21 protein-coding genes and 3 tRNA genes are annotated in these 24,760 nt (G+C 70.7%); 18 read left to right on the plus strand and 6 right to left on the minus strand.

Annotated elements, in window-relative coordinates:
* Positions 1-185: 185 nt before the first annotated feature.
* The 10 genes from NE857_RS05085 to NE857_RS05130 all read left to right on the plus strand — a co-directional run bounded on the left by NE857_RS05085 (position 186) and on the right by NE857_RS05130 (position 12,642).
* On the plus strand, positions 186-1,292 hold the full coding sequence (locus NE857_RS05085; protein WP_254420012.1) for a DUF2397 family protein: 1,107 nt from the start codon (positions 186-188) through the stop codon (positions 1,290-1,292).
* On the plus strand, positions 1,292-2,680 hold the full coding sequence (locus NE857_RS05090) for a TIGR02678 family protein (RefSeq protein ID WP_254420013.1): 1,389 nt from the start codon (positions 1,292-1,294) through the stop codon (positions 2,678-2,680). Before NE857_RS05085 ends, NE857_RS05090 begins: the two co-directional genes overlap by 1 nt.
* A complete protein-coding gene (locus tag NE857_RS05095; protein WP_254420014.1) occupies positions 2,634-7,331 on the plus strand; it encodes an SbcC/MukB-like Walker B domain-containing protein in 4,698 nt (1,565 codons plus the stop codon). The genes NE857_RS05090 and NE857_RS05095 overlap by 47 nt, the downstream gene beginning before the upstream one ends.
* A 205-nt stretch (positions 7,332-7,536) precedes the next feature.
* Positions 7,537-9,642 carry an ATP-binding protein gene (locus NE857_RS05100; RefSeq protein ID WP_254420015.1) on the plus strand — a complete coding sequence of 702 codons (2,106 nt, stop codon included), beginning with the start codon at positions 7,537-7,539 and terminating at the stop codon, positions 9,640-9,642.
* 351 nt (positions 9,643-9,993) lie between these two features.
* Positions 9,994-10,069, plus strand: a tRNA-Thr gene (locus NE857_RS05105).
* Positions 10,070-10,171: 102 nt separating this feature from the next.
* Positions 10,172-10,247, plus strand: a tRNA-Met gene (locus NE857_RS05110).
* A 100-nt stretch (positions 10,248-10,347) separates the two neighbouring features.
* Complete coding sequence (gene rpmG, locus NE857_RS05115; RefSeq protein ID WP_026116180.1) at positions 10,348-10,512, plus strand: 50S ribosomal protein L33; 165 nt, start codon at positions 10,348-10,350, stop codon at positions 10,510-10,512.
* Between the two features lie 113 nt (positions 10,513-10,625).
* Entirely contained in the window at positions 10,626-11,069 is a 444-nt protein-coding gene (locus NE857_RS05120; protein WP_254420016.1) for a MaoC family dehydratase N-terminal domain-containing protein, read from the plus strand.
* Between the two features lie 17 nt (positions 11,070-11,086).
* The gene (locus tag NE857_RS05125; RefSeq protein ID WP_254420017.1) at positions 11,087-11,515 is read left to right on the plus strand and encodes a MaoC family dehydratase; all 429 of its coding nucleotides are present in this window, start codon (positions 11,087-11,089) and stop codon (positions 11,513-11,515) included.
* A gap of 50 nt (positions 11,516-11,565) precedes the next feature.
* Positions 11,566-12,642 (plus strand): UDP-N-acetylmuramate dehydrogenase, encoded by a 1,077-nt coding sequence (locus NE857_RS05130; protein ID WP_254420018.1) that lies wholly within the window; start codon positions 11,566-11,568, stop codon positions 12,640-12,642.
* 18 nt (positions 12,643-12,660) lie between these two features.
* Here the strand turns inward: NE857_RS05130 and NE857_RS05135 are convergent, their stop codons facing one another.
* Positions 12,661-12,969 carry a hypothetical protein gene (locus tag NE857_RS05135; protein ID WP_017578661.1) on the minus strand — a complete coding sequence of 103 codons (309 nt, stop codon included), beginning with the start codon at positions 12,967-12,969 and terminating at the stop codon, positions 12,661-12,663.
* A gap of 416 nt (positions 12,970-13,385) precedes the next feature.
* Between NE857_RS05135 and NE857_RS05140 the strand changes: the two genes are divergently transcribed.
* Positions 13,386-13,979: a TMEM165/GDT1 family protein gene (locus NE857_RS05140; RefSeq protein WP_026116178.1), complete on the plus strand. Its 594-nt coding sequence runs from the start codon at positions 13,386-13,388 to the stop codon at positions 13,977-13,979.
* Between the two features lie 350 nt (positions 13,980-14,329).
* Here NE857_RS05140 and NE857_RS05145 read toward each other — a convergent pair whose 3' ends face one another.
* Together NE857_RS05145 and NE857_RS05150 are read right to left on the minus strand one after the other, a co-directional pair.
* Positions 14,330-15,373 (minus strand): adenosine deaminase, encoded by a 1,044-nt coding sequence (locus tag NE857_RS05145; RefSeq protein WP_254420019.1) that lies wholly within the window; start codon positions 15,371-15,373, stop codon positions 14,330-14,332.
* A 139-nt stretch (positions 15,374-15,512) separates the two neighbouring features.
* Positions 15,513-16,721 (minus strand): pyridoxal phosphate-dependent aminotransferase, encoded by a 1,209-nt coding sequence (locus NE857_RS05150; RefSeq protein WP_254420020.1) that lies wholly within the window; start codon positions 16,719-16,721, stop codon positions 15,513-15,515.
* A gap of 227 nt (positions 16,722-16,948) precedes the next feature.
* On the opposite strand from NE857_RS05150, the gene NE857_RS05155 reads away from it, so the two are divergent.
* The 5 genes from NE857_RS05155 (at position 16,949) to rplA (ending at position 19,910) form a co-directional block, all read left to right on the plus strand.
* Positions 16,949-17,021, plus strand: a tRNA-Trp gene (locus NE857_RS05155).
* A gap of 107 nt (positions 17,022-17,128) precedes the next feature.
* A complete protein-coding gene (secE, locus tag NE857_RS05160) occupies positions 17,129-17,383 on the plus strand; it encodes a preprotein translocase subunit SecE (protein WP_017578656.1) in 255 nt (84 codons plus the stop codon).
* 225 nt (positions 17,384-17,608) lie between these two features.
* Complete coding sequence (gene nusG, locus NE857_RS05165) at positions 17,609-18,421, plus strand: transcription termination/antitermination protein NusG (RefSeq protein WP_254420021.1); 813 nt, start codon at positions 17,609-17,611, stop codon at positions 18,419-18,421.
* 294 nt (positions 18,422-18,715) lie between these two features.
* Positions 18,716-19,144, plus strand: a complete 429-nt coding sequence (rplK, locus tag NE857_RS05170; RefSeq protein WP_017578654.1) for a 50S ribosomal protein L11 — start codon at positions 18,716-18,718, stop codon at positions 19,142-19,144.
* Between the two features lie 88 nt (positions 19,145-19,232).
* The gene (gene rplA, locus NE857_RS05175; RefSeq protein ID WP_017578653.1) at positions 19,233-19,910 is read left to right on the plus strand and encodes a 50S ribosomal protein L1; all 678 of its coding nucleotides are present in this window, start codon (positions 19,233-19,235) and stop codon (positions 19,908-19,910) included.
* 87 nt (positions 19,911-19,997) lie between these two features.
* On the opposite strand, the gene NE857_RS05180 is transcribed toward rplA, so the two are convergent.
* The 3 genes from NE857_RS05180 to NE857_RS05190 all read right to left on the minus strand — a co-directional run bounded on the left by NE857_RS05180 (position 19,998) and on the right by NE857_RS05190 (position 22,738).
* The gene (locus NE857_RS05180; protein WP_254420022.1) at positions 19,998-20,840 is read right to left on the minus strand and encodes an SCO4651 family lipoprotein; all 843 of its coding nucleotides are present in this window, start codon (positions 20,838-20,840) and stop codon (positions 19,998-20,000) included.
* A 138-nt stretch (positions 20,841-20,978) separates the two neighbouring features.
* Positions 20,979-21,869, minus strand: coding sequence for a hypothetical protein (locus tag NE857_RS05185; RefSeq protein ID WP_254420023.1), 891 nt, complete (start codon positions 21,867-21,869; stop codon positions 20,979-20,981).
* Positions 21,870-21,928: 59 nt separating this feature from the next.
* Positions 21,929-22,738 carry a LolA-like protein gene (locus NE857_RS05190; protein ID WP_254420024.1) on the minus strand — a complete coding sequence of 270 codons (810 nt, stop codon included), beginning with the start codon at positions 22,736-22,738 and terminating at the stop codon, positions 21,929-21,931.
* 323 nt (positions 22,739-23,061) lie between these two features.
* Between NE857_RS05190 and rplJ the strand changes: the two genes are divergently transcribed.
* Together rplJ and rplL are read left to right on the plus strand one after the other, a co-directional pair.
* Positions 23,062-23,589, plus strand: a complete 528-nt coding sequence (rplJ, locus tag NE857_RS05195; RefSeq protein ID WP_184369209.1) for a 50S ribosomal protein L10 — start codon at positions 23,062-23,064, stop codon at positions 23,587-23,589.
* A gap of 97 nt (positions 23,590-23,686) precedes the next feature.
* Positions 23,687-24,070 carry a 50S ribosomal protein L7/L12 gene (rplL, locus tag NE857_RS05200; RefSeq protein WP_017578648.1) on the plus strand — a complete coding sequence of 128 codons (384 nt, stop codon included), beginning with the start codon at positions 23,687-23,689 and terminating at the stop codon, positions 24,068-24,070.
* Positions 24,071-24,760: the final 690 nt, after the last annotated feature.

Below are 24,760 nucleotides of genomic sequence, written 5' to 3' on the forward strand. Positions count from 1 at the left end.
GGGTCGGACCGGGCAGCCCGGGGACGAACGTGAGCTTCGCCTCCGCCCGGTCTTCTCGGAATCCTTACAAAGTTCAGAAAATGCACAAAATCGCTGGTCAGGGTGGCCGGTTGGTCGAGTTCTCCGGGGTCCGAGGGGGTCGAACCGGGCGTGGCGAGCCCCGGAGGTCTCTAGTCTGCTGAGTTGTGGGACTCAACCAGCGGGCGGACGACAGCGCGGACGACGGACAGGGCACCGGCGACCGGCCGGTGCCAAGGCACGGCCGCGCCGCTCTGCTGCGCCTGGCCACCTGGTTCGAGGAAGCCGAACCGGACCGGGCCGACGTATTGGCCGGCGCCGCCTTCGCGCTCCACCCCGCCCGCCACCTGGAGGGACGGGTCGACGACAGCGTCGCGGCGACCACCAGCTGGTGGCGGGCCGAGCCCGACCGCAGCACCGTCACCGAACACCCTGGCACCCGTCTCCCCGAACCCGTGCGCGACCACCGCGCCCAGCAGGCCCGTCTGCGCGACGCCGCGGAGTCCTCCGCCCACTGGCGCCGCGCCGGTGCGGAGCAGATCCGCTCCCTGCTCACCGAACCCACCGGGGACCGCGCCCGTCTGGACCTGTCCGGCGCCGGGATGGAGGTCCTCATGGAGCTCCTCACCGCCGCGCTGGGCTCCGGTGACGCCTCCCGTCGCCCCACCTCCGCCGGGGACCTGGAGTTCGGGCTGCGCCTGCACGTCTACGCGGCACCCGGGGCCGAGGTCACGGCCCGCGGTGAGGGCGGGGACCTGACCCTGGAAGGGCTGCGCCTGCGGGTGACCTCCTACGAGCAGCACACCGTGGACACCACGCCCCCGGTCAGGCCTTCGGAGAATCCCGACCTCTCGGAGCCCCCGGAGGCCGCCGAGCCCCCGGAGGCCGCCGAGCCCCCGGAGGTTCCGGCATCACCGGAGCCCGTGACCGGCCCTGAACCCCTCGCCGAGCCTCCCGCCGAGTCTGCTGCCGAACCCCCCGCCGCGACCCCCGCGACCCCCGCGGAGTCTCCGGACACGCCCTTGGACGCACCCTCGGACGACCCGCTGGACGGGCCCGGCGGCACCCCCGCGGACGTTCTCACGGACACCCCCGCGGACGAGTCCGGGGAGGGGCCCGAGGACGGCTCCGCCGACTCCACCGACTCTGACTCCGACGCCCCTGCCGCCGAACCCGAACCCACCGGTACCCTCCCCGGATCGGACCCCGACGTGGAGACCACCGGTCCCATCGACATCGTGACGCACACGCCCTGGACACGGAGGTGGGGGTAATGGAGACGAACACCCACTTGGAGGACGCCGCCCTCATCGGTGAGCGGCAGGCCGCCGCGCGCGCCCTCATGTCCCGGCCCCTGCTCGCCCGGCGCACCCATCCGGTCGAGTTCTCCCTCGTGCGCGCACACGCCGAGTGGCTCGTCCAGCGCTTCCAGCGGGTCCTCGGCTACCGCCTCACGGTGGCCGACGACCACGCCCGCCTGGTCAAACGCGGTCTGGTCGACGAGGTGGTCAGTCCCACTGGCCGGGCCACCGGAGCCCGTTTCACCCCCCGCACCCACACCTACCTCGCGCTCGCGCTCGCGGTCTTGGTCGAGGGGACCGGTCCCACCACAGCCCGCACCCTCGCCGCCAAGGTCCGCTCCGCCGCACGTGAGGCCGGGATCGACGCCGACCCCGCGCGCGGCCTCGGTGAACGCCGCGCCTACTGCGCCGCCCTGTCGCGCCTGGTCGGTCTCGGCGTGCTCACCGAGACCTCCGGAACCGTGCGCGCCCACCAGGCCGATCCCGCCGCCGACGTCTCACTCACCCCGGACACCGAGGCCCTGCGTTCGGTCGCCGCGCACCTGCCCAGGGCGGGCGACACCCCGGATTCCTTCCTCGCTGACGCCGCCGATCCGGATCCGGAGAGCGACCAGGCGGGCGAGGTCGCCCTGCGCCGCCTGCTCGCCGAAACCGCCGTCGTCTACCGCGAACACCTCTCCGACCGCCAGCGCGACCGCCTCGCCGCCCACCAGTGGCGGGCCGCCGCGGCGCTCGGGAACCTGCTCGGCTGCGACACCGAGATCCGCGCCGAGGGTGTGGCGCTCGTCATGCCGGACGAGGCCGCGGCGACCCCGCGCTTCCCCTCGGACGACCCCGTCGGACACACGGCCCTGGCCCTGGTCCGGCACCTCTCCGGCCGCCTGCACCCCGGTCGCCCCGCCACCTCCGTCCCCGTTCCCGACCGGGAACTGACTACGGCACTGGAGATCCTGGGCGGATCGGACGCCCCGGTCCGGACCGATTGGGCGCGCACCGCGGGCCCCGAGATCCCCGACCCGGAGCGGCTGTCCGCGCTCGTGCTGGAACTCCTCACCGGTCTGGGCCTGCTCACGGGCGGCCCCGGATCGTGGGAGCTCACCGCCGCGGCGGCCAGGTTCGGCGCCGACGTGGACGAGCGCGTCCCCCGGATCCAGGACAATGACGAAGACAGCCGGACACACCCCACACAACCGCGTGGATCCGGTCAGGACGAAACCGAGGGCGGGGCCGCTCCCCAGGCCGACCCCCGCGGCGACCTCGACCGGGTGGCGTCCGTGCTGCAAGCGGTGGCGAACGAGAAGGTGAGCGCGACCAGTGGTGACACAGGAGACGATCGAGGCCCCCGGAACAACTCCGGCTGACCCTGCCGACACCCCCCGCTACCGCCTCGAACGCGCGGGCATCCGGAACGTCTGGCAGTACGACGACCACGTCCTGGACTTCGCCGAGGGACGGCTGCTGCTGCGCGGCCGCAACGGCGCGGGCAAGTCCAAGGCGCTGGAGATGCTGCTCCCCTTCCTGCTGGACGGGGACATGCGACGCCTGGACACCACCGGCACCAATCGCACCAGCCTGCGCTGGCTCATGGCCGACGACCCCCGTGCCGCGCGCCCCGTCGAGGAGGGCACCGGCCCCGACCTGCTGGGCGGACCCGCCGAACCGGAGCCCGCACCCGAGGCCGGGCGGGGGGCTGGCCAGGACGCGACCGCCGAGGCCACGGGCGCCGCCGGTGTCCCCGGTGGCTCCGGCGGGGCGACGGACTCCGACGCTCCGGCCGGCTCCGGGCCCGGCACCCGCCTGGGCTACCTGTGGGTCGAGTTCACCACCGCCCGCGGCGACCGCGGCCTCGACTCCGCGGCCCCGGCCCACCGCACCCCCACCGGCCCCAACACCGCCTCCGCGCTGCTCGCCGCCTCCGCTCCCGAGTCCCCGGAAAACACGGAGACCCAGGAAGAAGAGCCCGCTCCCGGCGCCCAGCCCCGGCACCTCACCCTCGGCGCGGCCGTCATGGCCGTGGGCGACGCCGACCCCCGCTGCGTGTTCTTCGTGACCGACCGCCGCGTCGGCCACGACCTCGAACTCGTCATCGACGGCCGACCCAAACCCGTGGACCGGCTCCGCTCGGAGATCGGTGCCGACAACTGCTTCACCAGCGCCGTCCCCTACCGCGCCCGGGTGATGCGCGACCTGTTCGGTATCGACGACTCCGTCCGCTACCGCAACCTCATCCACCTGCTCTACCGCCTGCGCCGCCCCACCATCGGCGACCGCCTCGAGGCGGGCGAGCTGGTCGGCGTCCTGTCCGAGGCCCTCCCGCCCATGGACGAGTCCGTCCTGGACGCGGTCGCCCGCAACATCGCCGACCTCGAACAGGCCCGCACCGACAAGAACCAGCTCACCGAGGCCGGTGCCGGGGTCAGCGCCTTCCTCACCGACTACCACGGCTACCTCCTGCACGTCCTGCGCGCCCGCTCCGCCGAGGTCCGCGAACAGCTCGACTCGTGCACCCGCCGCACCGAGGAGACCGACCGCCTGCGCGCCGAGCTGGACGAGCTCATCACCGCCGAAAGCCAGATCGCCGAGGAACGCGACCAGGCCCGCCGCACCCGCGACACCGCCGAAGCCGATGACGGCACCCTCGCCGCCGCCCAGAGCAACGCCGCCACGGCCACCACCAACGAACGCCGCGCCTACGACGCCGCCGTCGGCGCCTACATCCGCGCCGCCGAGGCAGCCTGGGCCGCAGCCGAACACGCCGCCACCACCGAGACCCACGCGGTGGAGCGCCTGGCCGAGGACACCGCCGCCATCGAGCGCGCCCTCGAAGTCCTGCGCCAGACCCACCTGGAGGCCTCCCGCGCCGCCACCGCCGCCGGACTCGACCCCCGGGCGCTCGGCCAGATCCCCGACGCCCGCACCACCGTGCACGCGCCCCGGGAGAACACCACCCGGGTCGACCTCCAAGGCCTCGAACAGGCGGTGGAGCGCGCCCCGGTCCACGGCATCGACCTCGCCGACCTGCGTGAACACCTCGGACGCCTGCACGACCGCCTCACCAACGCCGCCAACGCAGCGGCCGACCGCACCGATCTCGCCGCCCGGCTCACCGGCCTGACCACCGCCGAGGCCGCCGCAGACCGCCGCCTGGTCGCCCTGACCAGCGAGGCCGAGAGCGCCGAGGCCACCCTGGAGCACACCCACACCCGCGAACAGGAGGCCATCGCCGCCCTGCGCGCCGAAAGCGCCGCCTACGCCGACGGCGTCCGCACCTGGGTGGCGGGCCTGCGCGACTCCAGCCACGCCCACGCCCTCGGCGAGGCCATCCACGAGCTGGAGGGCAGCGTCGAACTGCCCATCACCGAAGCCCTGCGCGTACTGGACCCCGGGGTCCCGGCCACCGTCGCCCGCCTCGCCCACACCGCCGTCGACCCCCTCCTCGAAGAACTGCGCGCCCGCCGCGACGTCGCCGTCAACGAGGAGGGCCAGCTCTCCGACGAACTCGCCGACCTCGCCGCCCGCCGTGCCAGGAACCCCGACAGCGTCCCCGAGCGCCCCGGCTGGGCCACCTACCCGCGCCCGGACGGCGACGGTGTCCCCTTCCACCTGGCAGTGGACTTCGCCGACGGCCTCACCTCCCGCGAACAGGCCGGGCTGGAAGCGGCGCTGGAGGCCAGCGGCCTGCTCTCCGGATGGATCCGCGCCGACGGCACCCTCTACGACCCCAACACGCGCGACCTCATGGTCACCCCGGCCCGCCCGGCCAAGGGCCGTACCCTCCTCGACGTGCTCGTGCCCGTGGCCATCCCCGACCGCGGCGTGCAGAACGACAACCTCCGCGCCCTGCTCTCCTCCATCGCCCTGCGCTCGGAGGCCCCTGACAGCGCCGAGGACACCGACGCCAAACACCGTCGCGACAGCTCGGTGGCCACTGTCAGCTCCATGTCGCTCTCCGGCGGCTGGCGCCTGGGCGTGGCCTCCGGCGCCCACTACAAGAGCGAACCCGAGTACATCGGCGAGGCCGCCCGCAAACGCGCCCGCGATCGCCAGTCCGCCAACACCGACCGCCGCATGGCCATCGCCGAGGCGCTTCTGGCCGAGGCCGGGGAACGCCGCTGGGCGGTCGAGCACTCCTACTCCGAGCTGCTGGAGGTCTCTCGCGACCTCCCCGACCCCGCCCCGCTCATCCGTGCCTGGGCCATCCTCGACGTCGCCCGGACCGACGTCGCCGCGGCCCGCCGCGCGCACGACACCGCCCAGGCCGCAGCCGAGTCCGCGCGGTCCGAACTCCTCGGCATCCGCACCCGCCTGGCCGACGCCGCCGGGGAGCAGGACCTGCCCACCACCCGAGCCGAACTCGACAGCGCCCTGCGCGCCCTGGACCACCTGCGGGTCCTGATCGCCGCGGCCCTGCGCGACCTCGACGTCCTCGCCTGGGAACTCGCCGACCACGAACGCCACGCCGCAGCCTGGTCCCGCGCCCGCGCCGCCCGGGTCCTGGCCGAGGACGCCCGCGCCGCCGCGATCGACGACATGATCACCGTGCGCCGCCAGTTCGAGCTCGGCGACCGCGCCCGCGGTGTGGCCTCCGAACAGATCGACGCCGCCCGCGCGCAGGTCCGGGAACGCGCGGAGGAAGCCGCCCAACGCCTGCCCGAACTCGAACGCGACGCCCAGCGCGCCCGCGACGAGCGCGTCAGCGCCGAGGCCCGCCTGGAGGTCGCCACCGCCGAACGCGCCGAACAGGTCCGCCGCACCCTCGCCGTGGGGGAGACCCTGGTCCAGTCGGTCACCACCGTCGGCGACCCCGACAGCAAGGCCGTCACCGGGACCGAGGACACCGTCCCCGACGCCGTCCTGCTCCGCGCCGCCGGGCTGCGGGACTGCGCCGTGGACGAGGCGCCGCTGGCCCGCTACCTGGAGGCGGTCAACGGCCGCCCGGACGCCGAGACCGGAGCGGCCGAGCCCGCCGGACCGGACGAGCGCCTGGCCCTGCTGGCCTCCTTCGTGGGTCAGCTGGAGGAGGGCCTGACGGCGCAGGAGGACATCGCCGACGTCGACGACAGCACCATCCTCGGCAGCCGCGAGGAGCTGCACCGCCTGCTCGGCTCGGCGGGCTGGGCCCAGACCCGCACCGAGCTCACCGAGCCGCGCGGGGTCAAGCGCCTCACCGTGCACGACGAGGACGGCTCCCACGACGTCACCGCCTACGCCGAACGCGTCGCCGAGGCCGTCACCCGCGCCGAGGAGACCGTCGCCATCGCCGAGGAGGAGGCCTTCGAACGCCACCTGCTGGGCGAGCTCGCCGGACACCTGTCCCGCCAGATCGACGAGGCACAGGCCCTCATCGCGACCATGAACGACGTCCTCAAGGACGTCACCACCTCCGCCGGGCTCGGCGTGCGCCTGGACTGGAGCCTGGCGCCCGATGCCGGGGCCGACATCGAGGCGGTCGTGCCGCTGCTGGCCACCCCGGCGGAGGAGCGCACCCGCGTCCAGACCACGCGCCTGCGCGATGCCCTGCGCCGCTGCATCGAGGCGATCCGCCGCCTGGACCCGACCGCCACCGGCGGCGCCCAGCTGCGCGCCGCCCTCGACTACCGGTCCTGGTTCACCTTCACCGTGTACGTCACCGATTCGGCCGGGGACGAGCGCCGCCTGGGCCACCGAACCGCCCTCAGCCAGGGCGAACAGCGCGTGGTCGCCTACCTGGTGCTGTTCGCCGCGGCCGCCGCGCAGTTCGACGCCCTGGCCCAGCGGGCGCCGTGGGCGCCGCGCCTGATCCTGCTGGACGACGCCTTCGCCAAGGTCGACGAACCCACCCACGGGCGCCTGCTCGGGCTGCTGGTCGAACTCGACCTGGACTTCGTCCTGACGTCCGAACGCGTCTGGGGCTGCTTCGCGAGCGTGCCGAGCCTGAACATCTACGAGTGCCTGCGCGACCCGAACGTCCCGGGGATCGCCACGCTGCACTTCACCTGGGACGGCAGTCGGAGGAGGCTCGTCGGCGTGTGACCGGTGGTGGAGCGGAGGGGACCGCTGGGTTTCCGGGGGTGGGGCGCCCCGGACCCGAGTGTCCTGGGTCACTCCGGGGACAGTGGGAAACCCGCGGTTCCGCCGAGGTGGAACGGGTTTCGGGTGCGTTCCGGTATCCGCGTCACCAGCGCGCTTCCTCCCGTCCTGTCCTACTCTGCTGGTGCAGGTTCGAGAACGGAGCGGGGTGGCGAAGGTGACTCGGGGACCCGAGGCGGACACACGCGCAGGACGGGACGGCCACGAGGGCGCGCCCCAGGCCGACGACCCCACCACCAAGGCCCTCCTCGACGCCTTGGCGCGCTCGGGGCTGCCCGAGGGGGTCCGGATCTGGGTCAGCGCCGCCCTGTGGGGAGAAGAGGCGCTGGAGGCCCTCCTGCGGGGCGAGCACCTCCCCGAGCTCCTTCCCTCAGGGCCGCCGGGACCCCCGCCCGGGCGGGTGCGCCGCGCCTACCTCACCGGCATCCGCGTCCAGGGTTTCCGAGGCATCGGCCGCCCGGCCGACCTCACCTTTTCCCCCGGGCCCGGCCTGACCGTGATCGTGGGCCGCAACGGCTCCGGAAAGTCCAGCTTCGCCGAGGCCGCCGAGGCCGCCCTGACCGGTCGCAACCCACGCTGGGACGCCATGCCCACCGGTTGGCGCGACGGCTGGCGCAACCTGCACTACGACGAGCGCACCGAGGCGACCGTGGACATCCACATCGCCGGGGACAGCGGACCCACCCGGATCAGCCGCCGCTGGACCGGCGAGAGCGTCCGCTCGGCCCGCGGCGAGGTGGTGCACCCCGGCGGCGAGGTGTCCCCGCTGCGCACCCTCGACTGGGGCGAGAACCTCGTCCGCTACCGGCCCTTCCTGTCCTACGACGAACTCGGCCGCACGGTCACCGGCCGCGCCGCCGAGCTCTACGACACGCTCACCGCCCTGCTCGGGCTCACCGGGCTGGCCGAGGCCGAACGCCGTCTGGCCAAGGTCTGCGACGGCCTGGTCCGACGCCGCGACCGCCCCTCCCGTGAGCTCCGCACCCTCTTGGACGCGCTCAGCGCCTCCGCCGACCCCCGGGCCGTCCAGGCCGTGAACCTCCTCTCCGCGCCCTCCATGGACCTGGAGGCGCTGCGCCGGGTGGCCGCCGACGACGGCCCCAGCGACCCCGCCCTCCACGTGGTGCTGCGCCGACTGCGCCGCCTGGCCGTCCCCGAGCGCACGCTCATCGCCGATGTCGTCAACGAGCTGCGCGGCGCGGCCATGGAACTGGCGATGGCCGCCGGGAGCAAGGGCGACCACGCGCACGGGGTGGTCCAGCTCCTCGAACAAGCGCTGGAGCACCACAAGCGCCACCCCACCGAGACCACCTGCCCCACCTGTTCGGCCACCGGGGCGCTCGGCGCCGACTGGGTGCGCCGGGCCAACGCGCAGCTGCGCGCGCTGCGGCCCCAGGCGGCCACCGCCTCGGCCGCCTACGACCGCGCTGAGGCCGCTCGCGACCAGGCCCGCTTCCTGCTCTCCCCGGCACCGTCCTGGCTGCCGCCGGAGAGCGAGCTGGGCCAGGTGTGGGCGCTCTGGGAGTCCGGCACGACCATCGAGGACCTCGGCGAGCTCGCCGAGCACATCGAGTCGGTGGGTCGCAAGCTCCGGGCCGCGGCGGTCAGCGCCCGGCGGGACGCCTCCGAACGCCTGGAGGACCCCACCGACGGCTGGGGAGAGCTCGCCGACCGTCTCTCCGGGTGGTTGGACGACGCACAGGAGGCCGTGGCTGCCAGCGAGACCCTGGGCGCCGCCGAGGCGGCCCTGAACTGGCTCACCGAGCACGCGCGCGGGGTTCGTGCGGAGCGGTTGGGGCCGGTGGCCTCCCAGGCCGAGCAGGTGTGGTTCCGGCTGCGCCAGGAACGGCACATCGACCTCCAGGGCATGCGGCTGATCGGCCGCGGCGCCCGCCGGAGGGTCGAGGTGGACGTGGCCGTGGACGGCGTGGACGACCAGACCAGCGCCCCCGGGCTGCTCAGCCAGGGCGAGTTCCAGGCGCTGGCGCTGTCCATCTGCCTGCCGCGCGCGCTGGTGGAGGGCAACCCGTTCGGCTTCCTGCTGCTGGACGACCCGGTCCAGGCGATGGACACCGAGACGGTCGAAGGGCTGGCCGCGGTTCTGGCGGAGGTGGGGCGGCACCGGCAGCTGATCGTGTTCACCCACGACACCCGTCTGTCGGACGCCCTGCGCCGGCTGGGGCTGCCCGCGGACATCCGCACGATCAACCGTGACGCGATGTCCAACGTCTGGCTGGCCGAAGGGACCTCCTGAGCTCTCCTGGGCATTCCCGGGCAGCCTGGGGCCCTGGGGCTTCCTGGGGCTTCCTGGAGGACGTCGGGTCCGGCGGGCTCCTCCCGGGCGCTTTTCGAGGAGTGCACGGCGTCACATTCGGGCTCGTTCCGGGGCCTGGCCGGAGCGGTCCCGAGAGCGCGAAACCCCGCTGACAGCGGGGTTTTCGTGTGTCCGGAGGGGTGTGGGGGAGTAGCCCGTCAGGGGTGCCGAAGGGGCCTCGGAGGGGCGTCGGGCATTCGATTTGGCAGACCACCCCCTGATCCCTGTATAGTCATGTTCAGCGCAAGGGGGCAACACCCCCGAGGCGGACGAGAGAAAGCCTCACAGCGCGCCCCTTTAGCTCAGTCGGCAGAGCGTCTCCATGGTAAGGAGAAGGTCTACGGTTCGATTCCGTAAAGGGGCTCCACCACTTGATGAGGTTCCGGTCCACTCAGGTGGGTGGCCGGTGAAACTTCGCCGGCCTTGACCGGGGGACATCCGCGATAGGATGTCCTTCCGTTCTGATCGGGGCGGGGTAGCTCAGTCGGTAGAGCAAGCGGCTCATAATCGCTGTGTCGTCGGTTCAAGTCCGGCCCCCGCTACCAACCCGCTGACCCCTGAGAAACACACTCAGGGGTCGTCGTGGGTGTAAAGCAGTGTTCCACTGCGCCTAGGTAATGTCTCCAGCGAGAAAGGCACTCCGAAGTGGCTGCCACAGACGTGAGGCCGAAGATCACCCTGGCCTGCCAGGAGTGCAATCACCGGAACTACATCACGCGCAAGAACCGTCGGAACACCCCTGACCGTCTGACGGTCAAGAAGTTCTGCCCGAACTGCCGCAAGCACAACGACCACCGCGAGACCCGCTAGGTCATCGCAGGTCGTTCGTCCCAGGCAGGGATCGGTCTACTTCTCGTAGACTCCAGCCCGGTGAGCACATCGCTCACCGGGCTTTTTTTGTTCAGGACCAGGAGAGGCAGAGCGTGGCGATCAACCCTGACTACCTCGGCCGGGAGTACCCCGCCCCCGAGGCCTACGAGGTGACCCGCGGCAAGATCCGCGAGTTCGCCGAGGCGATCAACGACCTCAACCCCGCCTACCTCGACAAGGCCTCCGCCAAGGCCCTCGGGTACGCGGACGTCATCGCCCCGCCGACCTTCCCGGTGATCCTCGGCATGGCCGGTTCCGCGCTGGCCCTGGCCGATCCGGACCTCGGGGTGGACTTCTCCCGCGTCGTCCACGGCGACCAGAGCTTCAGGTACAGCCGACCGCTGCGCGCCGGCGACGTCCTGAGCACGGTCACCCGCATCACCGACATCAAGGTGCTGGGCGGCAACGAGCTCATCACCATGGAGACGGTGGCCGAGGCGGCCGACGGCGAGCACGTGGTGACGGCGGGCATGATGCTCGTCGTCCGGGGTTCCTAGGAAGCGGGGAAGACGACATGAGCAGGATCAGCCACTCCGACGTCGAGGTCGGCACCCAGATCCCCGAGCAGACCTTCCCGGTCCGCCGCCTGGACCTGGTCCGCTACGCGGGCGCCTCGGGTGACTTCAACCCCATCCACTGGAACGAGCGCTTCGCCAAGTCCGTCGGGCTGCCCAACGTGATCGCGCACGGCATGTTCACCATGGCCGAGGCCGGCCGGGTGGTCACGGACTGGACCGGGGACCCCGGCAGCGTCGTCGACTACTCGGTACGCTTCTCCGCGCCCGTGGTCGTGCCCGACGACGACGAGGGCGCCGAGATCACCGTCGCCGGCAAGGTCAAGGCCAAGCACGAGGACGGCACCGTCACCGTGCTGCTCACCGCCCGCTCCGGCGGCGCCAAGGTCCTGGCCAAGGCCTCCGCGATCGTTCGCCTGCCGCAGTAGCCCAGCGCCGGTCCCACCCCACATCCGCGTTCGCTCCCTTCCCAAGAGGTATGCCCGTGTCCACGATGCTCGCCGACCACACCACCCTCGGCCTGGGCGGCCCAGCCAAGGCCTTCCGGACCGCCGGCTCCACCGACGAGCTGGTCAGCCTGGTCGCCGAGGCCGACCGTTCGGGTGAGCGCGTCCTCGTGCTCGGCGGCGGCAGCAACCTGGTCGTCGCCGACGACGGGTTCCCCGGCACTGTCATCCTGGTGGCCTCCCAGGGCGTCACCACGGCCGCGGCCGGGACCGACCCGGAGACCGGCGAGGAAATCGTCCTGCTGCGGTCGGACGCGGGTGTGGAGTGGGACCCGCTGGTCGCGCGGACCGTGGCCGAGGGGCTCAACGGCGTGGAGTTCCTCTCCGGCATCCCCGGTCGGGTGGGCTCCACCCCCATCCAGAACGTGGGCGCCTACGGCCAGGACGTCAGCCAGACCATCCGCGAGGTGCTGGTCCTGGACCGCACCACCGGCGAGCTGGTCACGATGTCCAACGCCGACTGCGGCTTCACCTACCGCGACAGCACCTTCAAGGGCCACGACCGGTACGTGGTGTGCGAGGTCGTCTTCGAGCTGCGCCGGGGACCGCTCAGCCGCCCGGTCCGCTACGCCGAGGTCGCCCGCGCCATGGGCGTCGAGGCGGGGGAGCGGGTGCCGCTCGACCAGGCGCGCGAGGTGGTCCTGGGACTGCGCGAGGGCAAGGGCATGGTCCTGGACCCCGCCGACCCGGACACCCGCAGCGCGGGATCCTTCTTCACCAACCCGGTCCTGTCCCCCGAGGAGTACGCGGCCTTCCGCGAGCGCGCCGCCGAGCGCCTGGGCGCGGACACCGAGATCCCCGGACATCCGGACGACGCGGGCAACGTGAAGCTCTCCGCCGCCTGGCTGATCGACCGGGCCGGGTTCACCAAGGGCTACGGCGACGGTCCCGCGCGGATATCGGGCAAGCACACCCTCGCCCTGACCAACCCGGGCGGCGCGACCACCGCCGACCTGATCGACCTGGCCCGCGAGGTGCGCGCCGGGGTCGAGGAGGCCTTCGGGGTGCGCCTGGTCAACGAGCCGGTGATGCTCGGCGTGAGTCTGTGAGCCAGTGGCGGGGTCCGGTCACCAACCGTACGGTTCGAGTGCCTCTTCGAACTCCTCCAGGCGTTCGGGGCACATCTGCTCCACAGCGATGACGAGGAGTCCCGCGTCGCCTTCGGAGTCCATGTAGCCGTTGGTCCAGGCGCCGGCGCTGGTGGCGTCGCAGGTCGACTCGGAGAACTCGGTCACGGCGTCCATGTCGTGGACCTCGAGCCCGTATGCCTCGATCAGGTCGCGGTGCGCGTCCTGGTCATAGCTCTGCGATGAGCAGCCGACCAGGAGTAGCACGGCCAGTACCGCTCCTGCTGTGAGGGCCGGGGGACGGTGCATCGGGGGATCTCCTCATGTCAGGGTGCGCACGATTCTATCCAGGTGCGAGTCCCGGCACTGTGACGTAGGAGCTCCCACTCGCGCGCCGCTCGTGTGGTTCAGGCCAGGGCGGCATGGCGAAAAAATGAGTTAGGTGCACCTAACACGTTTTTTGGGTAAGCCTCGTAAAGTAATTCGACTCTTCAATGAATTGCGATGGAAAATAGTTCTGGTAATGTCTTAAGCGTCGAAGGGGAGTAGTCCCCAATGTGTGCGGTCGACATACTGGACGCAGTCGTCCCGGCCGTGTGAGCCCAGCTGAGAGGTGCGAAAGCCCCCAGCGTCAGGGCGGACGAGACCTTTGACCCGGTAGGAAACGACCGGGTTGAAGGGGCGTTCTCCGCCTCCTTCTGCCCATCACGGACAGTAGGAGTAGTATGTCAGCCTTTATGATTGCGCTCGGCGTGAGCACCGCGGCCATCTTCATTGCCGAAATGGGTGACAAGACCCAGTTGGTCGCGATGTCCCTGGCGACCCGTTACCGCGTGCTCACGGTGATCCTGGGCATCACCGTCGCCACCGCCGTGGTGCACCTGGGCAGCGTTTTCATCGCCGAGGTCCTCGGCGCCGCCATCCCCACCGACTGGCTCACCCTCGCCGCCGGTCTCGCCTTCCTCATCTTCGGTCTGTGGACCCTGCGCGGCGACGAGATGACCGACAAGGACGAGGAACGCGCCGCCTCCCGCCGCATTCGCTCCGGCTTCATGACCGTGGTCCTGGTCTTCTTCGTGGCGGAACTCGGCGACAAGACGATGCTGGCTACCATCACCGTGGGCACCCAGTACCACTGGTTCCCGGTCTGGATCGGCTCCACCATCGGGATGGTCGCCGCCGACGCCATCGCCATCGCCCTCGGAGCGGTCCTGGGCAAGAAGCTCCCCGAGCGGGTCATCCAGATCGGCGCCGCGGTCCTGTTCTTCGTCGCCGGAGCCGCGATGCTCGGCCAAGGCGTGTGGATGCTCCTCGCCTGATGCTCCCGGGGTTACAGTGGCCCTCCCTCCTCCGCCAGTGCCCGAGCACTGTTTCGGTCCCTGTTTCGAAGATGATCTTGCTACCAGGAGCGAAATCGGCGCCGAACTTGCTTCTGGTAGCAAGATCATCGGGGATGAGGGGGTTCGGAAGCAGCGGACGGGCCTGGGCGCGGACGGTGATGCGGAGTTGGTCGAGAGGGCGCTGGCGGCTTCCACCGCCGCCCCGCGACACGGGGCCCGGTGAGCTCCGGGTCTGGCCCCGCGACGGGTCTGGCTCCGCGACGGGTCTGGCCCCGCGAGGGGGCTGGTCTGAGGGGCACGCTACGGGGTTCGGGCCAGTCCTGCTTCGATCAGTTCTCGGCGGGGTCGGAGGCCAGCCAGTCGTCGACTCCGGAGAGGAGCTCCTTCTTCAGGGAGTCCGGGGCCCCGGCGCCGCGGATGGACATCCTGGCGAAGTCGGCCAGCTCGACATCGGAGAAGCCGAAGACCTCGCGGGCGATCCGGTACTGCTCGACGAGGCGGGGCCCGAAGAGCAGGGGGTCGTCGGTGCCCAGGGCGATCGGGGCACCCGACTCGTAGAGCTTGCGCAGGGGGACGTGGTCGAGTTCCTCGAAGACGCCCAGGCTCACATTGGAGGTCGGGCAGACCTCCAGGGTGACTTCCTGGGTGGCGATGCGTTCGAGGAGGTAGGGGTCCTCGATGGCGCGGACCCCGTGGCCGATGCGGTCGGCGTCGAGTTCGTCCAGGCACTCGCGGACGCTGCGGGGGCCGTTCAGTTCGCCGCCGTGGGGTGTGGAGAGCAGCCCGGCTCGTTTGGCGATGCGGAACGCGGCCTCGAACTCGCGGGCGCGGCCGCGGCGTTCGTCGTTGTTCAGACCGAAGGACACCACTCCCCTGCCCGCGTACTGGCGTGCCAGGCGCGCGAGGGCTCGGGCGTCGAGGGGGTGGCGGGTGCGGTTGGCCGCGACCATCAGGCCGATGCGCACCCCGGTGTCGCGCTCGGCGGCGCGGGCGGCGTCCAGGATCAGCTCCAGGGTCGCGGTCAGCCCGTCGAAGAGCGCCGCGTAGCCGCTGGGGTCGACCTGGATCTCCAACCAGGCGGAACCGGCGGCCTTCTCGTCCTCGGCGGCTTCGAGGAGCAGTCGGTAGATGTCCTCGGGCTTGCGCAACACCGAGCGGGCGATGTCGTAGAGGCGCTGGAAGCGGAACCAGCCGCGTTCGTCGGTGGCGCGCAGTTTGGGCGGCCACTCCTCGACCAGGGCCTGGGGGAGGTGGACCCCCCGCTCCTCGGCGAGCTCCACGAGGGTGTCGTGGCGCATCGAGCCGGTGAAGTGCAGGTGCAGGTGTGCTTTGGGCAGCCGGTCCAATCGGCGAGCGGTGGTCGGTGTCTCCATGACGTAAGCCTGCCGTATGAAGGGCACCGGGCGGGACCGGAATGGTCAACACCACAGAAAACACGAACGCACAAGACACGAACGCGCCCCGGGGCGCCGGCACTGGCGGTCGACCCGGGGCGCGCTGTCACGGGCAGGCCTACTCGGCCTCGGCCAGCAGCTTCTGGACGCGGCTCACGCCCTCGACCAGGTCCTCGTCGCTGAGCGCGTAGGACAGGCGCAGGTAGCCGGGGGTCCCGAAGGCCTCACCGGGCACCACGGCGACCTCTGCTTCTTCGAGGATGACCTCGGCGAGCTCGGTGGAGGTCCGCGGGGTCTTCCCGCGGATCTTCCTACCGAGCACGCCCTTCACGGAGGGGTAGGCGTAGAACGCACCCTCGGGCACGGGGCACACGACGCCGTCGATCTCGTTGAGCATCCGCACGATGGTCTGGCGGCGGCGGTCGAAGGCCTTCTTCATCTCCTCGACAGCCGTGAGGTCGCCGGAGACGGCGGCCAGCGCGGCGGCCTGCGAGACGTTCGCGACGTTGGAGGTGGCGTGCGACTGCAGGTTGCTCGCCGCCTTGATGATGTCCTTCGGGCCGACGATCCACCCCACGCGCCAGCCGGTCATCGCGTACGTCTTGGCGACGCCGTTGACGATGACGGTGCGGTCGGCGATCTCGGGGACCTCGACGGGCAGCGAGGAGAACTCGGCGTCGCCGTAGACCAGGTGTTCGTAGATCTCGTCGGTCAGTACCCACAGCCCGTGCTCGTCGGCCCACCGGCCGACGGCGCGGACCTGCTCGCGCGGGTAGACGGCACCGGTCGGGTTGGACGGCGAGACGAAGACCAGCACCTTGGTGCGCTCGGTGCGCGCGGCCTCCAGCTGCTCCACACCGGCCATGTATCCGGTGCTCTCGTCGGTGACGACGAAGACCGGGACACCGCCCGCGAGCTTGATGGACTCCGGGTAGGTGGTCCAGTACGGGGCGACCACGATGACCTCGTCACCCGGGTCCAGCATGGCGGCGAAGGCCTCGTAGATGGCCTGCTTGCCGCCGTTGGTCACCAGGATCTGGGCGGGCCCGACCTCGTAGCCGGAGTCGCGCCGGGTCTTCTCCGCGATGGCCTTCTTCAGTTCGGGAAGGCCACCGGCGGGCGTATAGCGGTGGAAACGCGGCTCACGGGCGGCGGCCACGGCGGCGTCCACGATGTAGTCGGGGGTCGGGAAGTCCGGTTCCCCCGCGCCGAAGCCGATGACAGGACGGCCCTCCGCCTTCATGGCCTTGGCCTTGGCGTCCACCGCGAGGGTCGCGGACTCGGAGATGGCGCTGATACGTGCAGAGACACGGGGTCGGTCAGTCATGTTTCCCATGGTGTCACGTGCTCCCCGGACCCGCCGGGGGGAAAGTCACTTCTCCCGGCGGGGAAGGTCACCTTCGCGGTACCGGCTCCCCGGGAAACCGGTTTGGTTCGAGCCGCGGGAAGGGCGTACACTCATCCGCGTCGGCCGGTTGTTATGCGGGCGTCACACCCCGCGGGGTGTGCGACAGCACTCCGGACCGGCTATGGTGGGGAACGCAGTTTCCGCTAAGGGCAGTGGCTCAATTGGCAGAGCACCGGTCTCCAAAACCGGCGGTTGGGGGTTCGAGTCCCTCCTGCCCTGCAAGTCCGCGTGCGGTGTTCGGGACGGCGATCAGTCGCTGTCCCGAACACGCCGGGACAAACGGAACTACGGGGATACGAAGCAGCCCGCGACTCTAAGGACCCCAGGTGACTCAGACTGACGCCGACGCGAAGCCCGACAAGGAGCCGACGCGTCGTACCGGTCCGGTGACGTTCACCAAGCAGGTCGTCGGAGAACTCCGCAAGGTCCGCTGGCCCACGCGCAAGGAACTGGTCACCTACACCATCGTCGTCATGGTGTTCGTCGTGATCGTCCTCGCCTACGTCTCCCTGCTGGACTTCGCCTTCGGTGAGGCCGTGACCTGGCTCTACGCCACCTTCGGCCGTCCCGCTGGCGTCTAGCTCCCGCTTTCCGGCGCCTCCTGTGCGCCGTTGACGATGGCGGTGGGCGCCATCACCAGAGTCTCCCGCTCGGCCTCCTGTGTTCGGCCAGGCGAGGCTCCGCTCGTCCGCGCGTTGGTCCCGCGTCGCCCGGAGAGACCGTAAGCTGGCAGAACTGGGTTCGACGCACGGCCTTTTCGGTGTGCGTCGTACGCACTAGCGAATCCGACGAGAGAAAGAGCAGCCGTGTCCGAGTCCCCACTGACCTCTGACGACTTCCCCGAAGAGGAGCCGGTTCAGCAGTCGGCGGAAGAGACCGGCCTGGCGGGCGAGCTGTCCGAGGAAACGGTCGAGCCGACCGACGCCGACAGCCCGGAGCCGGCCGAAGAGGCCGACGAGAGCGCTGAAGGCACCGAGGAAGCCGAAGAGGCTGACGCGGAGCCCGAGCTGTCCCGTCTCGACCCCGTCGAGGAATTCAAGAACGAACTCGTCCTGCTGCCCGGCGACTGGTACGTCGTGCACACCTACGCGGGTTACGAGAAGCGGGTCAAGGCCAACGTCGAGAGCCGTACCCAGTCCCTCAACATGGAGGAGTACATCTTCCAGGTCGAGGTGCCCGAGCACGAGGTCACCGAGGTCAAGAGCGGCAAGCGCCAGCAGGTCACCGAGAAGGTCCTGCCCGGCTACGTCCTCGTCCGCATGGACCTGACCGACGAGTCCTGGTCGGCCATCCGCAACACCCCCGGTGTCACCGGTTTCGTGGGCCTGTCCAACAAGCCCGCCCCGCTGAGCCTCACCGAGGTGGCCAAGCTCCTGGCGCCCGAGCCGGAGGAGGAGCCGGAGCAGGCCCAGCAGGCCAAGACCGCCAGCGGCGAGGCCCGCTCGGACGTGGCCTACGAGGTCGGCGAGTCCGTCACGGTCATGGAGGGTCCGTTCGCGACCCTGCCCGCCACCGTCAGCGAGATCAACGCCGACACCCAGAAGCTCAAGGTGCTGGTGTCGATCTTCGGTCGCGAGACCCCGGTCGAGCTCTCCTTCAACCAGGTCGCCAAGATCTGACCCCGTGGGGGCTTCCCCACAAGCCGCCCGGACCACTGCCCGGGCGACGTAGACTTGGTAGGTCCGTCCTTCGCGGGACGGACCTACTGTCGCGTGTCCCACCCTGGTGCGAACCCGGGCGGAACGCGCTCCGGCCCGTCCGGTCCCGACGGGCCGTGACCCCGTGCCCAGGCCCCGTGCCCGGGCGCGGTCAGCCTCCTTCGGCAGCGGCTCCGCCGTGGTCCACGTGACCCCGCGGCGCCGTGGGGGGAGGCAGGGGCCGGCACACAACGCAGATCAGGCAAAGGACCCGATATGCCTCCGAAGAAGAAACTTGCCGCACTCGTCAAGGTGCAGCTCCCCGCCGGTCAGGCGACCCCGGCGCCGCCCGTTGGTACCGCTCTCGGTCCGCACGGCGTCAACATCATGGACTTCTGCAAGCAGTACAACGCTGCTACGGAAGCCCAGCGCGGCAACGTCATCCCCGTAGAGATCTCCATCTACGAGGACCGTTCCTTCACCTTCATCACCAAGACGCCCCCGGCGCCGCGGCTGATCCTGAAGGCCGCTGGTCTGGACAAGGCCGCCACCGACCCGGGTCGCAGCACCGCCGGTTCGATCACCGCCGACCAGGTCCGTGAGATCGCGCAGACCAAGCTGCCCGACCTCAACACCGACGACATCGAGGCCGCGTCCAAGATCGTCGCCGGTACCGCCCGCTCGATGGGCATCGAGGTCAAGTAGCCCCCTCGCGGGACTGCTCGACGGTAAGAACCACCGTGGCAGGGCCAGGCGCTGGCCCTATGACCACACGTTCCCGTAGGAGAACAGCGTGAAGCGCAGCAAAAACCACCGCAATGCCAACAACCTGGTGGACCGTGACCGGCTCTACGCCCCCGCCGAGGCTCTGAAGCTGGCCAAGGAGACCACCAAGGTCAAGTTCGACGCGACCGTCGAGGTCGCCCTGCGCCTGGGCGTCGACCCGCGCAAGGCCGACCAGATGGTCCGCGGCACCGTGAACCTGCCGAACGGCACCGGCAAGACCGCTCGGGTCCTGGTCTTCGCGACCGGTGAGCGTGCCGAGCAGGCTCGGGCCGCCGGCGCCGACATCGTCGGCGACGACGAGCTGGTCGAGAAGGTCCAGAACGGCTTCCTCGACTTCGACGCCGTTGTGGCCACCCCGGACCTCATGGGCAAGGTCGGCCGCCTCGGCCGCGTGCTCGGTCCGCGTGGCCTCATGCCCAACCCCAAGACGGGCACCGTCACCCCGGACGTGGCCAAGGCCGTGACCGAGATCAAGGGCGGCAAGATCGAGTTCCGCGTGGACCGCCACGGGAACCTGCACTTCATCGTCGGCAAGGTCTCGTTCGACGACACCAAGCTGCTGGAGAACTACCAGGCCGCGATCGACGAGGTCAACCGCCTCAAGCCGTCCGCCGCCAAGGGCCGCTACATCAAGAAGGCCGTGGTCACCACCACGATGGGTCCGAGCATCCCGCTCGACGCCTAAGACCTTCGCGGTCCTCGTGTGACACAACGAGCGGCCCCCGCCTCCTTCGGGAGTGCGGGGGCCGCTCGCGTGTGTGCGGGTGCGTGCTTACACGACGGTGATGGTGTCCTCAGCGGGCATCTCGAACGAGGTCGTGCCGATCTCGGAGAACTCCATGGAGATCTCGGTCTCCGAGTCGTCGAACTCCATGCGCATGGGGAAGCCGTCCGCGTCGATCCAGAGGGAGACGTTCAGGTCTTCGCTGACGGAACCGACGAGCTCGATGACGGCCAGCTTCTGCTCGGCGTCGAGGTTGTCGATGTCCTCCTTGGTCAGCGTGCCCTCGACGACAGTGGTCTCGACACCGTTGACCTCCTCGGTCCCGGACTCCTCGATCTCGTCGAGCTCGGCGAAGGAGCTGACCAGGCCCGGCAGCGAATCGATGTCGAAGAAGTCCTCGACCTCCTCCGCCGCGGCGCCCTCACCCCGGACCCATTCGCTCTCGGCCTCGGAGTCCATGGGGTTGGAGGTCAGGGGCGCCTCACCGTCGGGGTAGATGGTGACGATGGTGCCGATCTCCTCGGGGGTGTACCCGGAGATGTCCTCACCCGCCAACTCCATGAACACGAGGGCCATCTCGCCGACGAACGGCATCACGACGGTCTCGCGGATGGCGGAGGGGGCGTCCGTGACCTCGAAGGTCGCGGTGATCCGGACCTCGCCCATCTCGGGTTCCTCGCCCACGGACTCCAGGGTCAGGGTGTAGTTGGGGAGGTCGACCGTGGTGTCACCCAGGCTGCTGAGCAGGTCGGACAGGCCGCCCTTCTGCTCCTGTTCCTCGGAGGCCTCGACGGTGGTCTCCTCGTCGGCCGCGTCGTTGCCGCAGGCGGTGAGAGCGAGAGCCAGGGAGAGGGAACCGGCGGCGATCACGGCCGGTGTGCGCGTCTGCACGGGGGATATTCGCTTTCTGCATCAGGGGATCCCAGGGCGCTTCAGGGAGCGGGGGCGCCCCGGATTGTCGATACTCGCACCTTTGACGGACATTTCAGGTACCAGGTTCCATCGCGCACAAGGATCGGAATCAGTTCCTCACCGGACGGTGACCTCGCCGTCGGAGGGGATGTCGAAGGAGGCGCTGCCCAGCTCGGAGAACTCCATCACGCCCTCGGAACCGTCGCCGGACAGCTCCACCCGCACGGGGAAACCGTCGGCGTCCACCCACAGGGTCACGGCCAGTTCCTCGGGCGTCCGGCCGAGCAGGGTGTGCAGGGACTCGCGCTGGGCCTCCGACAGGGCGGCCAGGCCCTCGTCGTCCAGCGTTCCCTCGATCACCGCGGCCTCGCCGCCGTCGACCTCCCCGGTGCCGACCTGCTCGGCCCCGCCCAGGGTGCTCAGGGCGTCGACCAGGTCGGACAGCTCCGCCACCTCGAAGTCCAGGGGCATGGTGACGGAGACCGAGCCCTCGGGGTTCCCGCTGCGCAGCCACGGGGTGTCCACCCCGTAGATCCCGTCCGAGTCGTTGATGTAGATCAGGCCGTCGTGGGAGATGTACTCGTTGCGGGCCAGCTTCTCCACGGTCGCCCCTTCGGGGACGCTGCCGTACTCCTCGAAGGCCTCCATCGCGAGCTCGCCCGCGTAGGGCATCTCGCTGACGCAGTGGTGGGCCTCGCGTTCGGCCATGACCGTGCAGGAACCGGTCCTGGTCAGGTCGCCCTCCGCCAGGCCGTCCGCGGAGACGTCGGCCGTGACGGTGTGGGAGGACACCGAGCCGAAGGCCTCGGTGAGCCCTTCCAGCAGTTCGGGGACGTCTACTGGGGCGGGCTCCGCGGTCTCCGCGGGCTCCTCGGTGGCGTCGGTGGCGTCGGCCGCCTTGGTCTCCGGGGCGGTCCCCGGTTCGGCGGAGCCGCAGGCGCTCAGGACGAGGCCGAGTGACAGGGTGACGCAGCCCGCGGTGAGCAGGGCGGGCACGGGGGATCTCAAGGGGGATGTTCGCTTTCTGAACCAGGGGCGCGTCAGGGAGGGGGGAGCGCCCGGACGGGTCATGACGCCACGGGTTCGCTGACCTCGTCGCCGTTGGGGACGTGGAAGGAGGTCCGGCCGCGGTCGGAGAACTCCAGCCACAGCGACGCCTCCTCACCGGAGGACTCCATCCGCACCGGGAAGCCCGACCGATCCACCCAGACGGACACGTCCAGGGCCCCGGAGGTGTCCTCGCCGAGCAGAGGCGCGACGGCGCCGCGCTCGGCGGCCGCGCCGTCCGACACGGCGGGCAGGAGCCCGGTCAGCGGGAGGACTTCGGCGCCACCGATGCTCTCGGCGGGGCCCGCCTCGACCTCCTCCATCCCGGCGACCAGGTCGACCAGCGCGGACAGGGAGGCGAGGTCGAACACCTCGGCAGGGGCGGGCGCGGGCAGCAGGGCGTCGCCCCGGACCCACTCGGTGGGGGCGCCCAGCAGGTCCCCGGTGTCGTGCAGCAGGGCCTCGCCGTCCTCCGGGTAGACCACGACCAGCTCCGATCCGTCGGCTCGGGTCAGGGTGGCCCGTACCGCGGCGGGGGAGTCCGAGACCTCGTAGGACAGACGCGTCCCCGAACCGTCCGGCCCCTCGGAGCCCTCCGGCCCGCCCGGTGAGACGGGGCCGAAGCCCAGTTCCAGGGTGTAGTTGTCGGCCCGGTCGGTGGCGTCGGCCATGGCCGAGAGCAGTGCCTCGGGGTCGGCGTCCTCGTGCCAGGGCCGGTCCGCGGCACCGAAGACCACACACCCGGACAGGGTGAGGATCGCGGCGAGGGCGAGGGCGAGGGCGAGGGCGGGGGCGCAGGCGAGGGCGGGGGTGGAACGGGGGGACTCCACGGGGCGACAGGCTCCTTCTGCGCGGGGGAGGTGGCGACGGTCATACGTATCCGTATCAGACCGCATGCCAAAGCACTCCCGCGGTCGGCTAGTATCAGTAATTGCCGAAGACCGCTGGTAGTCACCCGCTCGGGTGGCCTTAAGGACCCATGGATGGGCGCCCGCGCAGGTGTCACCAGAGCTTTCCCGTTCCGGAGCGTGCCAGCCACGTACTGAGAACGCGGTCGTGCCCCGTGCGCCTCGCGCTCGGGGCTTTTTCTCGTGCTGACGCCGATCGTGGAGTCCTTGGGAGTCAACCAGCGTTCACTGTTGGAAGGAGTCCCATGGCGAGGCCGGACAAGGCAGCCGCGGTCGCCGAACTCACGGACGAGTTCCGTGAGTCGAACGGCGCCGTGCTGACCGAATACCGGGGGCTCACTGTCGCGCAGATCTCTGAACTGCGCCGCAGCCTCGGTCAGACAACGCGTTTTCGCATCGTCAAGAACACGCTGACCAAGATCGCGGTCAAGGAGGCCGGCGTCGACGAGCAGATCACCGATCTGCTCGAGGGCCCGTCCGCCATCGCCTTCGTCCACGGGGACGTTGTCGAGGCCGCCAAGGGTCTGCGTGACTTCTCGAAGGCGAACTCGCCCCTGGTGATCAAGGGCGGCATCATCGACGGCAAGTCGATGAGCGCCGAGGACGTCACCAAGCTGGCCGATCTGGAGTCCCGAGAGGTTCTCCTCTCGAAGCTGGCCGGTGCGCTCAAGGCCAAGCAGGGCCAGGCCGCCGCCGTCTTCCAGGCGCTTCCGTCCAAGACTGTGCGTCTCGCGCAGGCCCTGGCGGACAAGCGCAACGAGGAAGCCGCTTAAACCCCATGAACCACGGCGGGTGCCGACGGCGCCCGGCCATTGGCTCGCACGATGCGCCGTCGGGCGCGCGTGTCGTTAGAGAAAGAGAGATCGCATCATGGCGAAGCTCAGCAACGAGGACCTGCTTGCCGCGTTCGAGGAGATGACCCTCCTCGAGCTCTCCGAGTTCGTGAAGCTGTTCGAGGACAAGTTCGACGTCACCGCCGCCGCTCCGGCCGCCGTCGTCGCCGCCGGCCCCGCCGGTGCCGCCCCGGCCGCCGAGGAGGAGAAGGACGAGTTCGACGTCATCCTCGAGGGCCCCGGCGACAAGAAGATCCAGGTCATCAAGGAGGTCCGCGGCCTCACGAGCCTGGGCCTCAAGGAGGCCAAGGACCTCGTCGACAACGCCCCGAAGCCGCTCCTCGAGGGCGTCAACAAGGAGACCGCGGAGAAGGCCAAGGCCGCTCTTGAGGGCGCTGGCGCCTCCGTCACCCTCAAGTAGTCCTCCGCGGGCCTCAGATGCCCGCTGGTCTGCGTGAAGCGGCCGTTCCTCCTCCGGGAGGGGCGGCCGCTTTCCTGTGTCCTGGGGTGGCTGGAGCGTGTACTCGGCGGTAGCGGGGACGTGCTGCGGGCCCGCCGTTGACACCCCGGGATTCGGTCTGCCGGGAACCCCGCCGTTCCGGTCCGGCGCTCGGCGCCCGAACGTCCCCGCGTACCGTGGTCCGACGTCCCGTTTGTCGTGAACGACGCCGTGTCTGAACCGTCGTGACCTGGGTGATGTGCGAAGCTGGGGCGGTCCGAGCGGGGGAACCCCGTGTGCGCGTGTGCGAACTGTCCCTTGGACGCGGTAATCTCCCGTCCCGGGAATCTTGACGGGCCCCGGGCAGAGTGTTTACCCGCCTTGGGCGGGGGAACCTTTCCGGGTGTCCGTTGGCTCACATCCCCCGTGGGGCCAGGGCAGGCGCGCTGTTTCACCTTGATGGTCCAGGGCTCCCTCCCGGGGAGCGGGCTTGACGGATCGCCCTTCAGGGGTGATCCTGCCGGTGTCGTGAGTGGCGCTGTGGACCGTGAGTGGACAGCGGTGTGGTGTTCGGCTACACTGCTCTTTTGCGCTGCCCTTTGGTGATCCCTGTGTCGGAGTTCGGCTTCCGCCATCCCATTCTTCTGGAATCCGGAAGGCCCGTTCCCGCTC

Origin of the sequence: Nocardiopsis exhalans, from assembly GCF_024134545.1 — a bacterium.
Lineage (GTDB): Bacteria > Actinomycetota > Actinomycetes > Streptosporangiales > Streptosporangiaceae > Nocardiopsis > Nocardiopsis exhalans.

Coding starts and splice junctions, on each gene's coding strand:
- NE857_RS05090 (WP_254420013.1), top strand. CDS start 1,292: ATGGAGACGAACACCCACTTGGAGGACGCCGCCCTCATCGGTGAGCGG.
- NE857_RS05125 (WP_254420017.1), top strand. CDS start 11,087: ATGAGCAGGATCAGCCACTCCGACGTCGAGGTCGGCACCCAGATCCCC.
- NE857_RS05130 (WP_254420018.1), top strand. CDS start 11,566: ATGCCCGTGTCCACGATGCTCGCCGACCACACCACCCTCGGCCTGGGC.
- NE857_RS05135 (WP_017578661.1), bottom strand. CDS start 12,969: ATGCACCGTCCCCCGGCCCTCACAGCAGGAGCGGTACTGGCCGTGCTA.
- NE857_RS05140 (WP_026116178.1), top strand. CDS start 13,386: ATGTCAGCCTTTATGATTGCGCTCGGCGTGAGCACCGCGGCCATCTTC.
- NE857_RS05145 (WP_254420019.1), bottom strand. CDS start 15,373: ATGGAGACACCGACCACCGCTCGCCGATTGGACCGGCTGCCCAAAGCA.
- NE857_RS05150 (WP_254420020.1), bottom strand. CDS start 16,721: ATGACTGACCGACCCCGTGTCTCTGCACGTATCAGCGCCATCTCCGAG.
- rplK (WP_017578654.1), top strand. CDS start 18,716: ATGCCTCCGAAGAAGAAACTTGCCGCACTCGTCAAGGTGCAGCTCCCC.
- rplJ (WP_184369209.1), top strand. CDS start 23,062: ATGGCGAGGCCGGACAAGGCAGCCGCGGTCGCCGAACTCACGGACGAG.
- rplL (WP_017578648.1), top strand. CDS start 23,687: ATGGCGAAGCTCAGCAACGAGGACCTGCTTGCCGCGTTCGAGGAGATG.